The sequence below is a fragment of the Streptomyces decoyicus genome, from assembly GCF_019880305.1.
Taxonomy (GTDB): domain Bacteria; phylum Actinomycetota; class Actinomycetes; order Streptomycetales; family Streptomycetaceae; genus Streptomyces; species Streptomyces decoyicus.
On the sequence record NZ_CP082301.1, the window covers coordinates 1791181 to 1804095 of the forward strand.

Below are 12915 nucleotides of genomic sequence, written 5' to 3' on the forward strand. Positions count from 1 at the left end.
TGGCCCGGGGCGCGTTCGGACAGGTGTGACCCGGGAGTTGGTACGTGAAGGAGGCGGGCCGGTGACGGCCGTCGCGGCGGGGATCAGGCGGTGGCAGCGATGCGGCGACGCTCGGCTGCGAGGGACCGTCTGCGGTCGGGACCGTCGAGGATGACTTTGTCGGTCATCTCCGTCAGGCGGGAGGCGACGCGGTCGCCGATGTGCTGGCGTAGGTCGGCCATGCCGAGGTTGGTGGTCACCAGGGTCGGGAGCATCTCGTTGTAGCGGCGGTTGATCAGCCGCATCGTGATCTCCTCGGTCCACTCGCTGCTCTTGGCCGCGCCGAGGTCGTCGATGATCAGCAACGGGCAGCGGGCGAGGTCGATCAGTTCTCGCTCGCCATCGTGCCCGGGGCGCGGCCGCAGCTCCGCGTACAGGTCGGCGGCCGTGGTGGCCTTCCAGCGCAGCCGAACGCCGGCCAGGAGCAGGGATCGGACCGCGCCGTACGCCTGGTGGGTCTTGCCGGTGCCGGTGGTGCCGACGATGAGCAGCGAGCGGCCCTGGGCGATGCCCGGCGCACCTTCCGGGCCGGGGCGTCCTGCTTGGGCGACTTCGCGGACCCAGGCGGCGACGGCTGGGTGGTCGGCGACGGCGGCCTGGTAGCGGGCCGGGATGCGGGCCTGTGCCGCTTGGAGGGCAGGGATGGGCTCCGCCGGGTCGGTGAGCCTGGCGGCCGGGTCGATGCCCCGGGCCGTGAGGATGCTGGCCAAGCGGCGGGCGATGCCGCCGACGGGCTGGGCGTCGTGGTCGCGCATCACAGCTCCTCGGCGTAGGCGGCGGCAGGATCGGCGGGGTTGGCCCAGGCCCGGTGATCGGGCACGTTAGGGCGCGATTCCGTCCGCACCAAACCAGCGGGGGTGGAGTTCATGGCCTCGTGGACCAGGCTCGGCAGGGTGCTCGGGTGCAGTCCCTTGGTTCGATGGCGGGCAAGGCCAGCGCGGATGTGAGTGGGGGCGATGCCCTCGGCGAGGAGCTTGGCGGTCTCGCGCCCGAGGTGGCCGAGTACGCCGCTGGGCGGGCGGTGTGTGCAAGCAGCGGCGTACTCGTCCATGAGCTGCTTGGTCGAGACGGTCTGCGGTACGTGGGCGCTTGCGCCCCCCGAAGGAGTAGTTCCTAGATCCAGGTTCCTAGGTCCTAGATCCGGACCGTGAGGGCTCCCGGAAGGCTCACTGAATGCTCCGTGCGGGCTCAGTGAGGGCTCAGGAAGTGTGCTCTGACCTGCGGCGTTGTACTTCTTGGAGGGTTCCGTCAGTCCTCCAAGAGCCTTCACTGAAGGCTCGCTGATGGTTCCGTGAGACTTCACGGAGGAGTCCGTGACCACTCCGTGAGGCTGCAGTGCGCCGGGAGCGGCCTGCTCTTCGTCGTGCTGCGGGCAGGGTGGGTGTCGGATGCCGCTCGGACGGTTGACCTTCTGATGCTTCCGCCAGGTGACGATGTGCAGGTACCTCTTGCCGTCGTCGCCTTCGTAGCGGCAGATCAGGTCGGCACCGGCGAGCTGGGTCAGGTCCTCCTCGACATCGACAGGACCGTGTTGAGGCCGCAGGGACCACAGCAGGCCGGCGAGGACCGCGGGCTGATCGCGGAAGCGGCCGTGGTCGTCGGCCTGGGTGAGCAGTCCAAAGAAGGTCCGCTCGGCGGTTATGGAGACGGCGGCAAGCGACTCGGAGGCGAACGCCTCGGGCTTGATGGTGCGGATCCTGGCCACGGTCAGCGACCCCCACCCGTGGCGGCGTATGCTCCGGCGGGCCGGAGGGTGCCGGTGGCCAAGTCGAGGTCGTACGCCTCCTCCCAGGTCACGTCGGGGTGGGCCCGGATCACCCAGCGTGCGGCCGTCATGCCCTGGGCTCGGTTGAGCGCTATGAGCTGCCCCTGTGCGTCGTACGTGCGGGCGTAGGGGCTCGGCCAGCTCCGGCCGGGCTCGCGCTGCGAGACGCGGAGGGTACGGGCTCCGGGGATCATGTCCGCGATGAGGGCAGCCAAGCGGTGTCGGTGGGTTCCGGCAGTGGGTTCAACAGCCTTGGCGGACTGGACAGCGGGTGCCCTTCCACCTCGGAACTTGGGCATGCAACAATTCCTCACTCGTAGGTGGGGTGGGACGGCCGTTCTCGTCGAAAAGGTCAGCCGACCCATCCCGGTTATGAATCCGCACCCTTCGGGGTGGCGGGGTCGGCGCCCGGAAGCTGCTAGCTTCTGGGCGCCTACTTCATTTCCCCCTGAACATTGGGGGCTTGACGCTGGGCGTTACCTCTGACTCTCCTCCTGATGTGGTCTCCGATTCGGCGCTTTCGCCGAGGGACCAGCAACATATGCACAGCGCTGCCAACACTCCAGCGCACAGCGGATGCTGAACCACTTCGACGCCAACTCGACATATGACTCCCCGGTGAGCCAAGGCCACCCCGGCGCGGCCCGCGGAAAGGTCCGGTGGACTGCTGGGTGGGTGATCCCACATCGATTCCGAGCCGAGGGCTATTCATGAACGGCGTTCCCTGCATTGACATCACGCTCAGGCAGACAACGGAGCGGCGAGCGCTCACGTCTTCCTCGTTCGTGGTGATCCGACCGACTTGCCGCCCGCGGAGCATCAGAAACAAAGCACACCTGGAATGAAGATCCCGAGACGACTCAGCTTCTAGTGACACGGTGTGGCGCCCTGACGGAACGGGGGCTGAGCACTGCTGAGGCTTCCATCACAGCGCGGAGAGTGGCGCCATCTCGCCCCGCCGTAAACGCGCACAGCGGGCGGGTCGATTCGCTGCGAATGACTGCAAAGCCCACTCCTCCCCTGACGGAATCCCGGACCAACTGATGGCCGAACTGACTCGTGCAGCGATTTAAGCGGCACCTAAGCCCCTAGTCAAAGTAGCCATAAGCCCGAGTTGATGCGCGTAGAACAGGACATCCAATACCCCTGTCAAGGGGCGTGTCGAGCTCAACTCGCCCTACCAGAGCCCAATATGACGAACCATCCTCGCGTAGCGGAATATCGGTTCCCTCTTGCCTGCACTTACCGATGCACCGCATAAAAAGCGAGCGGCAAAAAATTGCCGCTTCCCGTGAGCGGCAATTTTTTGCCGCTCGTCATGTCCGAATCGCAGCCGTAGATACCGCCTTGCCCGGACCGTGATGTAGAACGTTGAATTAACTCCCCATCTCAACTGTGTTCTGGCCCACAATTCCAGCTCTATCGATCATGTAAGGATGGCAAGATCGAATTTGAGTTCCGTATCGTTGATGTACGGAAGACCCAGGGGAGGGGGCAGGCCGATGGCCTCCCCCTTTTCTATGCCGGAAAGCCTGCGGTGGCCCTGGTGCAGGCAACGAAGCACGGAGGATGCGATGAGCGGGGGAACCGCTGAGAGCGGACCCGAGCGGAGCGGCAACAAGCTGCCCTCCGGTCAACGGGCTGCAACAGAGGCCGGGCAGGAAGAGACCCAGCCAGTCACCCCAGCGCAGCTGGTAGGCCTCGCCGGTCTTCTGCGGGCCTGGAAAGCTGTCGCCAGTGAACGGCTCGGCCGACAGATCACCCAGAAGGAAGTTGCCGAAGCCTGCGAACGCTCGGTGCGCTGGTACCGCGATCTGGAAACCGGCGCCGCAACACGGCTGACCCGCGAGCAGTGCGAGGCCATCGGAAAGCTGTTCATGCTAGGTCGCGACGAGCTTCAGGCCCTGCTGCTCTACAGCATGGGTGGCGCAGTCGCTGCTGGTCCGGCGCCGGCGTTCGATACGCCCACCCGTCGTGCGGTGCAGGCCCTGCTCGACCAGCAGACGAATCCGGCCTGGCTTCTCGACTCGAAGTGGAACATCGTCGGGTACAACGACCCGATGAAGACCTGGTGCCCGTGGGTCATGGATCCCGGTGCCAACCTGATGCGGTGGTCGCTGCTCAGCGACGAGGCGAAGACGGTCTTCGTGGACTGGAACAAGCACGCCATCGAGTGGCTGGCGATGCTGCGCTTCTCCGTACTCCAGCACCCGCAGGATGCCGAAATCGGTGCTCTCGTCGCCGAGATCATCAACGCAGATGCCTACCTTCGACGGCTGTGGGAAGAGCGCTGCGATGTCACCGAGGCGCGGGAGGCCTTCTACTACCGGGGCTCCCTGCCGGCCCACAATTTCGAGATCGTCGAGCTGGAGTCTCAGACACTCTTCCCGGCAGCCTTGCCGGACTGCCGCATGGTCATCATGACCTGGCTGCACGCCGACAACTCCAAGCGGCAGGCCAGAGAGGTGTCCGGCCAGGCCCCGGAGAGCGGGGAGCTGGCACGCAGGTCAAACGGTCAGCTCCCCGGGCAGATCAGCGTCGCCACGGCCGCCGAAGCCGCGACGTACGCCGGCGAAGGTGCCGTCGCCCTGCCCATCCTCAGCGAACTGATGGGGCACGGCTGCCGGCTGACCTACGGTCCTTCGACCCGCACCGTCATCTGGGCCACGCGGCAGGACGACGGCCGCTGGGACGTCGCCGAGGTCAACCCGTACACCGTCATCGTCCGCATGCCGCAGGCGATCCACGTCAAGGGGGCCTCCGAGGAGTACAAGCTGCTCACTCGGGCTCTGCTGCCCATCGACTCCAGTGACGCGGTACAGCGCATCCAGGAGATGACCGCGCAGCTGCGCCGGCGCATCGAGGTTCTGGAAGAGATCCACCGCGACGAGTGGGAAGCCGACCGCGACCGGGTTCCCTACACCTGGCACCCGGTCGACGAGATCTAGATAGCCGGTGCGGCTCCCGCTGGGGGCCTCCCCCAGGCCCACGCTCTGTCCACCAGCGGGACCCAGCAGGTGACCGTGCGCGGCACCCTCGTCGGAGCGGCCTGCGCCTACGCCTGCCTTGAGGAATCCCTCCGCGTCGCGGCGAGCGCGAGGGTCACCTTCGACCGTGAGGGATGACCCGCAGTGGGCGTCACGCGCGAGGAGGCCGGACTCACAAGTGTGGCAGCCCAGAGAGGATCCTCCGGCCGTCGGGAGCGCCAGCTGGCTGTCCGCCACGTGGCCACAGCGGCCTCGATCGGTGCCGCTGACGACCGCCTCAACCGCTTATGCCCAGCCCAGGCAAGGTCAGCACTCCTCGATCAGCACAGCTGACATCATCCAGGCCGAGCTCCCGGGGAGAGCGCGCTCCGCGGAAACGCAGCTCTGCGACCGCCATCTGTGCCGCTGTCGCAGCACTCTCCCACCCCAGCTCCGCGAAATTCGCCTCCCACCACCCCATGAGGGGCACCTGCCAGCCCCGGCCCTCCATCTCGTCCGGCGGAGTGCCGCCGGGCACGCCACGGTCGTCGACGAGCACCGTCAGACCTTCGGTACGTCCACAGAGGAGCCCCACAGCGCGGCCGTTGTCGGCCCCATTGACGATATTGAACGCAGCCGTGTCATCCCCGACCTGCGCCGGCAGCTGTTCGCCCCACGCCCGCAGCAGGCTCTCCAGCGCCTCCTCCAGCCGCTCCCAGTCCGGCGTCACGTAGCCCGCGGGGTAGACCTCGGGAGGGCTGCCGGGACCAGAGCGGTAGAGCTGCCACAGATACGGCAGGCTGCTGGCATACGAAACCTGCTCAGGGCCGTCACCCACGCCACGCTCGAAGCGGGCGAACTCCGCCTGCTCCAACTCCGCCGTACGACGGACGGACAACTGCAAGCCCTCCACACCATGGTTCAGCAGCAGTGTCCGCTCATCCGTACGCCAGCGAATGTTCGGCCCATACGCGTCTCCGCCGTACAGCGTCGGCAGTCCGATCCGGTCAACCACCACTTCCAGGACCGCGCGAGCGGCATCGGTACGCTGCGCCGGCGTCATCGATCCCGCTCGATATTCACGCACCGTGATTGGCAAGCGCCGGAAGTCACTTTCCGCAGGTCGCCGGTGCAGGCGCTCCGCTATATCGCCTGCCTCCCTGACGCCCGACGCGCACATAAGTCCACTTTGCCCGAAAAGTGATAAATAGCAACGCGATGGTGGTGCTGTTGATGTTGGGGTGCGAGATCGAGCTGCAGCCGGAACTCGATCACTTGGCCACGGACACCGCGGGACGCTGTTTGTGGGGAGCAGCCCTACGGTCACGGATGCAGGAGGAAACAGGCTTCCGCTGCTGCATCGCGTGCTTGCCACATGGGCCACCGAGAGAGGTTGAAGCCCCCTCCCCGGGGTCAGTCCCAGTGGCCGAAGGCCAGGTCTCGGAGCCTGGAGAGAAGGTGCACGTGCGCCGTCGCGTCGAGTAGCGCCACAGGCGTCGCGCACGCTGCCCCTTGGCCAACCACGTCGGCGCTACCAGGCAAGATGGCCGTATGGCTGCACCACCTCCTTCACAGTCCGACACCGAGCTGGATTTCTGGCAGGAACGCCGCATTTGCTTCCTCACCACTCCGCGGCCCGACGGCACCCCGCACCTCGTCCCGGTCGGAGTGATGTACGACCCGGAGACTCGCATCGCCCGCGTCATCAGCAGCCGTACCAGCAGGAAGGTCCGCAACGTCCTTGCCGCCGGGCCGGACGTCACCGTTGCGGTCAGCCAGGCCGAGGGGCGCCGCTGGTCGACGCTGGAGGGAACCGCTGTCATCAAAGACGACCCGCAATCCGTCGCAGACGCCGAAGCGCGCTACACCCAGCGGTACAAGCAACCGCGGCCCAACCCTGAACGCGTAGTCATCGAGATCACGGTCACCCGGGCTATGGGCACAGCGAAGCCCTCGGGCTGGTGACCCCAACCACCAGTAGCCGCCGCAGACGGCGGCATTCCCCTCCGGGCACCGAAACTACGACCGCCACACGGCGCATCCGCCCGCCGTCGATCGTTGGCGTATGCGCATCCGGGCTGGCGCCCAGCTCGTCGGGCCACGGCTCCAGCCGCATGACCGAGGCCTGCGCGTACAGGAGCTGCGGAGTACGGGCCCTCGGCGGTGCTCGCTGCAGTTGCTCCGCGCTACGGACTGCGCGGGAGGCGAGCCAGTCGGCGACCTCTACACAGAGGGGCAGTTCGTGGCTCTGGGGCCCGGCTCGTCCTGCGGGAGCGTGAGCCTCCGCGGTTCAGTGCTTCGAGGAACCAGGCCAGGTCTTGGTCGTTGGCGGAGGCCGTGCGGCCGAGCCGGCCCGGCCTGGCTGACGCCCTGGATATCCGACCGAGCCTCATGCGACGTCTCGTTCGACGAGAGGTAGGCGAACACGTCGCACGCCATCCAGATGACCCACTCGGGATGGATTTCGGTGACCTTGCCCCCATTGAACAGAGGGCCTGGTGAACTCCGGCGTGACCGGCGCCAGTTGGCCAGCGCACCTTCGGTGCGGAAATCAGCCAGCTTGATGGCGGGAGTTCGGGACGTCGGCACCTCAGCGCACATGACTGAGCTGCGGTCTTAGCCCCCATGGCATGACAGTTGGAGGCGGCGTCAAGGCCGCGCGCTGCCGCCGCACCGGACACCCTGTGACGATCGATTGATCAGTATTGGCCATTTTTGGAATCACTTTTGACGGAATGAAATGTTCCAGGGGAACATGACGTGTCAATCCGCATATACCTCTATTACTGCCTTGATGGCGCATGGGGCGATATGCGCCGAATGGAAGGAAGTACGTGCACACCAGCAGACGCATAGCCCTGGCAGCAGCCGGAGCAGGGCTGTCCTTAGCCGCTGCGCTTCTGGCGCCGGCCTCGGCACCCGCGGCACCAGCCCCCTCAGGCTCAGGCCCGCTGCAGACGGTGGGGCCGGCCGGGGAGGCCCCGACACCCAAGTCGGCCGGCGCGGTCACGCTGGCCGATCAGCCGAGCTGTGACAGCGTCCAGCAGGAACTGGACGGCTATGCCGCCCAGGGCATCGACTCGGTTTCCTGCCTTGAGCAACAGCCCGTCGAAGCACCCCAGTCGACGGAGCGAGCGGCGCGGTCCGCTGTGAAAGCGGCTGTATCCGCACGCGCGGTGGAAGAGCAGCTGAGCGCGGCACCAGGGTGCAAGGTCACGATGGGCCAGTGGTTCTACACCCGCCTGGATGCCTGCGGTTCGCTCCAGCTGAAGTATGACGTCTTCGACACACGGACGAAGAAGACGATCGGCGGGGCCACCTTCACAGCCAACCAGGAGATCCAGCTGGCTGCGAGGAGCGGTGTGTGGCACACCGCCGATTCTCTGACGCTCAACACGGCCTGGGGCGCGGCCAAGGGGCTACGAGCTGCGTGGAAGACCGAATGCACCAACGGTGCATGCGGGGCCAGTAGTGCATGGAGCGGTTCCCTGCCCATCGCGAAGGGCAAGGTGCTCGACGGCACCACCACGCACACCTGGAAGGCCGGGCAGAGCACGCAGGGCTTCAACACCAAGACGACGGTGACGATCACCGGAGCGGGCCAGATCCTGCTGTATCCGGCATCCTTTACGCCGCCAGGCAAGATGACGATCCGCTGCGACAGCGTGGCGAGCGGTAAGAGCGTCGGCTGCGTCTTCCCGTCCTTCACACCCACCCTGGAACTGCCGCTCAACCACCGCGGGCACGTCAATGTCGCCTGGTCGATGCAGAGCCTGACCGATCACTGGGGCTGGGAAGGTAAGGGCAGCCCGCTGACACGAGAGGCAAACGACTCGGTCATCAACGACAACCGCGGCAAGGTCTGCGACAGCACCTTCACCAAGGACGCCACGGTCCCCGATGACAGCTGCGACGAGTTCCCCTTCGCCGCAACGAACCAGAGCGGTGCCCAGCTGGGGCTCACGGGCAAGGACTGCGCCCAGATACGGCCCGACCTGCCGGCCAACGGGCGCTGGACGGTCAGTTACGTGAACAACACCGCCAACCGACGCTGCACCATCGGGCACGTCCCCAACGGAGAAAACGGCTCCGTTGGGGGATCACTGTCCATCTTTTATCAGAACAACCGCGTCCTGGATGACGAGAAGTTCTGGCTCGCCGTCCGCTGATCGGCACGATGCCGTCGGCCCCTTTTTCCGGGGCCGACGGCCGCTTGCGCGCTGATGCTCCGTCAGCCAGCAGCGCCGGCGCCCGGTACGGTCTTGGCTGAACCGGCAGCCCGAGGCGCCGACGGCACTCCGACCGCCCCACCTGTCGCCGTGCCGAACGGGTTATCAGCCAAAGGCGCAGGACCTGTGGCCGGATGGGGGCCCTCCGGACCGAGTCCTTGAGCCGGCAGTTTGGCCGATACGGCTGAGACGGTCTGCTCAAGCGACAAGGCAGCACCGGTCACCTCGTACAGCAGGGCCAGCCCACGATGACCAGCGGGGACGGCATCATCGTCGAAACCGACGAGCTCCATCTGCTGCACAAGCCGGTCGAAGGCCGGCCCGGCGCCCTCCGGTCTGATCTGCGGCACGGTGACCTCGAACCGGGTGACCAGAGCCCCGTTCTGCCAGTAGGCGATGCTCACCATGCCGTCTGCCTTCGCACAGCAGATCGCCTCCGTACCGGTGGACGCGCGTCGGAGCCGTTCAGGAATACTGCCCCAGAGGCTGGCCGGTTCCAGTGCGAACGCCCACCCGCCGGCCTCTCCAGCGCGTGCAGCCCCCCAAGCCCAGTAGTCCTCCATCCCTGCCCACACGAACTCATCGGCCTCCACCTCGTCGGCAGGGAAGAACATCTCCTCGTCCTTGGCTCCCAAGCACTTCAGGAGGTCTCGCCCGGTCAGGTCGCGGGCCAGCGTTAAACAGTGAGCGGGGTAACCGTCAGCGATCCAGGCCAGCGGGTTCACGCCTGTCATGCATCTCCTCGAATTTGCGCCGGTGAGTAACGAAGTCTGGACGCGACCGCTGCCAGGACAGACCGGTGGCCCCTAGCAGAGACAACGCTGCACAAACTCTCAGAGATCCCGCTTCAAGCGCCCTGTGGGACCAGAGTGAGAACGGCGGAAACGCTGCGGGCTTGTAGGGAGGGGAACCAGAGGTCACGGAGCGATCTTGATTCCGGTTCGGTGACAGGCCCGGGAGTATGAGTAGCCGGACTTACGCGCGCGGGCGGCGAGGAAGGTTGGCTTTCGTGACTTCGCTGCCCTGGTTCCCCTTGCAGGAACCCTGCCTTGCCGCAACCGCCGTGGCCGAGGTTGCGGTCAGACCAGCGTTGCGCCGACGTGGTGCCCCGCGGCGGTGGCGCCCCCGCCGGGAGCATGCCCCGGTGGTTGTGTCGCTTCAGGATCGGTCACGTCGCCCCGTCTCGCAGCGCAGACGCGCATCAGCGAGCTTGGCGGCGATGGTCGGTGCAGTGACGTTGGCGACGGGCAGCCACCGGTAGTCCGTGACTTCCTCCGCTTGGAGGTGGATCTTCCGCTCGCCGAGGAGCCGGAAAGCGAACCGGAAGTCGTAGTGCTGGTGCGCCGGTTCGCCTTTATCGGGGTTGGCCGCGATGTCGTGTACGTCGATGTCGAGCGGGATGCCTTCGTAGCCCGCCAGTGGCACCACGGTGCTGTGCGGGATGCCGGCCTCCTCCTGGAGTTCGCGCAGGGCGGCACTGGGAAGAGCGGCGTCGTCAGGCTCGATGTGGCCACCCGGCACGAGGTCCTTCCCCAGGATCTTGTGGTGGATGTGCAGCACCTGGTCGTACCGGTCAATCACGATGGCGCCGCAGGTGATGTGGCCGTGGTAGGTCTTGCGGCTGGTCGGGTCCTCGGGATGCGAAAGGGCGTCCAGGAGAGGCGCGAGCCCTTTCCGCTCCTCGGGGTGGCGCCTGAGGTATGCCTCGGTGGTGTGGTGGATGTAGCTGCGGGACGGGGGGATATGGATCACCTGGCGAAGTGGTCGAGCCAGGCGCTGGCGATGGCCTGGCGGTCGTCTGCGGACATTTCGTGGAGGCTCGGGTCGTGCGCGCCCCGGCTGAGGGCGGACGTGGCGGCGAGTATCTCGGCTTGGACGAGGTGGATGTAGGTGCCGACGGCCGCGCCATGCAGGAAGTTGACGGCGTTGCCGTTGGCAAGCACGTAGAAGTAGTGGCCGGTCACGTCGTAGCGAGTCAGCTGGTCCCCAGTCGGGGTGCGTCGGTAGAGGTCGTCGAGCGCGTCGAGTTCGAGTTCGTCCTCGGAGGAAGTGACCGAGGCGACGTACGCGCCGTTCTGCAGGGCGGCAAAATCGCTCTGACGCAGGGCCAGGTTGCCGGTGGCGCACAGTACGAGGCCGGCCTCGCGGATCGCTTCCGTACAGGTGGCGGTGGTGCGGAAGCCCTGGGCGTGGGCTTGCACCTGCTTGACGGGATCGTTGTCGTAGACGACGACGCGCAGGTCGTGGGCTCGCAGGGTCTGGGCGATGCTGCGGCCGACCTTTCCGAATCCGATGACGCAGGCATCGCGGCTGGTGAGGATGTCGCCTCGGGTGCGGACCAGGGCGTCCGTGGAGAAGACGATGGATCGCCCGACGAGGTGGTCCTCGCAGTCCTTCAGCGGAGAGCGCGCCACCGAGAACACGGGGCAAGGCAGTTGGCCGAGCGCCTCGTACCGCTGGTGGCCGTTTTCGGTGTCCTCGAAGATTCCCAGGATGCGGCCGGAGAATTTGTCGACCAGGGTGTGGAGGCTGGGGGCGTAGTAGCCGCCGATGTCGAGGAGGATGACGTCGCGACCGGGCGCGGTGTCTTCGAGGTACTCCAGGGCGCTGGTCGGATCGGCAAACAGTTCACGGGTGAGGGCATGGACGGCGTGTGTGCGGCGGACCTCTGCCAGGGCCTCCGCGGTCACGGACTTCGGCTTGGGGAGAACGGCGGCGACGGTGGTCGTGCGAGCCATCGCGCGTAGGAACGCCGGGCGTTCGGGGAGCAGGTGCGTAATGATCAGTGAGGTGGTCTGACCAGCGGCGGGGAAGCGTTCGGTAATTCGTCGGAAGAAGGCGTCCAGCCGGGCCCTTTCTGGGCTCTCCACAGCAACTCCTCTCTGGTCGCCATGTGGTTAGGCGGCCTTTCGATACGCGGGCTGGGTCAGGGCTTGCATCTGTGCGCGCATGCCGGTGGGCAGGTCGACCGTCGGCTGCCAGCCGAGCACGGCCTGGGCACGGCGAGGGTCAGCGCGGGTGGTCAGTACGTCTCCGTTGCGGGCGTTGTCGGCGTGGATCTGGATTTCTCGGCCGGCAAGGCGGTTGGCGATGTTGATTACGTCGAGCAAGGAGGCGTTGGCTCCGCCGCCGACGTTGACGATGCCGGTGTCGATCGGGGCACCGGCGGCCGCGATGGTGGCCGCGACGGCGTCGTCGATGTACGTGAAGTCGCGGCGCTGGTGGCCGTCTCCGTACAGCCGCAGTGGCTGCCCGCTCATGGCGGCGCGGAGGGCGCGGTGGGTGAACATGTCGGGGCGCTGGCGGGGGCCGTAGACCGTGAAGTACCGCAGGGCGATGACGCTGGTGGGGCAGTCGGTTCGGGAGGCGTGGGCGAGGCAGAGCTGTTCCTCGGCGAGCTTGGTGACGGCGTACGGGGAGGCCGGGCGGGGGTGATCACCTTCGACGCTGGGGCCGCCGTTGGTGGGGCCGTAGACGCTGGAGGAGGAGGCTACGACGAGCCGGGGGACGTGCATGCGGGTGGCGGCGTCCATGAGCCGCTGAGTGGCGAGGATGTTGGAGTTGACGTACTCGCTGAACTGCGGTCCCCACGAGGGTCGTACGCCGGGAATGCCGGCCAGGTGGAAGATAACGTCTGCGTCGATGAGGAGCGGATCGATCGCGCAGGTGAGGAGGTCCGCAGTGATGTGCATGTAGCCAGGGAGACCGTGCAGCGCGGCCATGTTGGCGGCGGCCGTTTGATCTCTTGCGGGGTCGCGGCGATCGACGCCGATGACGGTGGTTCCTGTCTGGAGCAGGGCGTGGGCGAGGTGGGATCCGATGAAGCCGGACGCGCCGGTCACCAGCGCGCGCCGAGGGCTCGATGTGGTCGCGGCAGAGGGGCTGTCTGACACGGAACTCTCCAGAGGTGGGTTGG

The 12915-nt window shown here is 66.7% G+C and carries 11 protein-coding genes; 3 read left to right on the forward strand and 8 right to left on the reverse strand.

All coding sequences use genetic code 11. The features are described from left to right. Positions 1 to 83 precede the first annotated feature (83 nt). The 3 genes from K7C20_RS07870 to K7C20_RS07880 are packed head-to-tail and all read right to left on the reverse strand — an operon-like array spanning position 84 to position 2019. Complete coding sequence (locus K7C20_RS07870; protein ID WP_030078743.1) at positions 84 to 794, reverse strand: ATP-binding protein; 711 nt, start codon at positions 792 to 794, stop codon at positions 84 to 86. After that, a complete protein-coding gene (locus K7C20_RS07875; RefSeq protein WP_030078742.1) occupies positions 794 to 1744 on the reverse strand; it encodes a hypothetical protein in 951 nt (316 codons plus the stop codon). Before K7C20_RS07875 ends, K7C20_RS07870 begins: the two co-directional genes overlap by 1 nt. Positions 1745 to 1746: 2 nt before the next feature. Next, positions 1747 to 2019: a hypothetical protein gene (locus K7C20_RS07880; protein WP_063753885.1), complete on the reverse strand. Its 273-nt coding sequence runs from the start codon at positions 2017 to 2019 to the stop codon at positions 1747 to 1749. A gap of 1359 nt (positions 2020 to 3378) precedes the next feature. On the opposite strand from K7C20_RS07880, the gene K7C20_RS07885 reads away from it, so the two are divergent. Beyond that, complete coding sequence (locus K7C20_RS07885) at positions 3379 to 4752, forward strand: helix-turn-helix transcriptional regulator (protein WP_160328688.1); 1374 nt, start codon at positions 3379 to 3381, stop codon at positions 4750 to 4752. Between the two features lie 316 nt (positions 4753 to 5068). On the opposite strand, the gene K7C20_RS07890 is transcribed toward K7C20_RS07885, so the two are convergent. After that, entirely contained in the window at positions 5069 to 5869 is an 801-nt protein-coding gene (locus K7C20_RS07890; protein ID WP_150127148.1) for a hypothetical protein, read from the reverse strand. A 452-nt stretch (positions 5870 to 6321) separates the two neighbouring features. Here K7C20_RS07890 and K7C20_RS07895 point away from each other — a divergent pair, with 452 nt between their 5' ends. After that, complete coding sequence (locus tag K7C20_RS07895; protein WP_030078736.1) at positions 6322 to 6735, forward strand: pyridoxamine 5'-phosphate oxidase family protein; 414 nt, start codon at positions 6322 to 6324, stop codon at positions 6733 to 6735. Positions 6736 to 7604: 869 nt separating this feature from the next. Next, the gene (locus tag K7C20_RS07900; RefSeq protein ID WP_150127149.1) at positions 7605 to 8939 is read left to right on the forward strand and encodes a NucA/NucB deoxyribonuclease domain-containing protein; all 1335 of its coding nucleotides are present in this window, start codon (positions 7605 to 7607) and stop codon (positions 8937 to 8939) included. A gap of 62 nt (positions 8940 to 9001) precedes the next feature. On the opposite strand, the gene K7C20_RS07905 is transcribed toward K7C20_RS07900, so the two are convergent. The 4 genes from K7C20_RS07905 to K7C20_RS07920 form a co-directional block, all read right to left on the reverse strand. Then, the gene (locus K7C20_RS07905; protein WP_053208369.1) at positions 9002 to 9733 is read right to left on the reverse strand and encodes a DUF6461 domain-containing protein; all 732 of its coding nucleotides are present in this window, start codon (positions 9731 to 9733) and stop codon (positions 9002 to 9004) included. A 424-nt stretch (positions 9734 to 10157) separates the two neighbouring features. Continuing rightward, positions 10158 to 10751: an NUDIX hydrolase gene (locus K7C20_RS07910; RefSeq protein WP_107083310.1), complete on the reverse strand. Its 594-nt coding sequence runs from the start codon at positions 10749 to 10751 to the stop codon at positions 10158 to 10160. Beyond that, entirely contained in the window at positions 10748 to 11869 is a 1122-nt protein-coding gene (locus tag K7C20_RS07915; RefSeq protein WP_030078730.1) for an adenosylhomocysteinase, read from the reverse strand. The genes K7C20_RS07910 and K7C20_RS07915 overlap by 4 nt, the downstream gene beginning before the upstream one ends. 27 nt (positions 11870 to 11896) lie before the next feature. Continuing rightward, positions 11897 to 12892 carry an NAD-dependent epimerase/dehydratase family protein gene (locus tag K7C20_RS07920; RefSeq protein WP_245170924.1) on the reverse strand — a complete coding sequence of 332 codons (996 nt, stop codon included), beginning with the start codon at positions 12890 to 12892 and terminating at the stop codon, positions 11897 to 11899. Positions 12893 to 12915 lie beyond the last annotated feature (23 nt).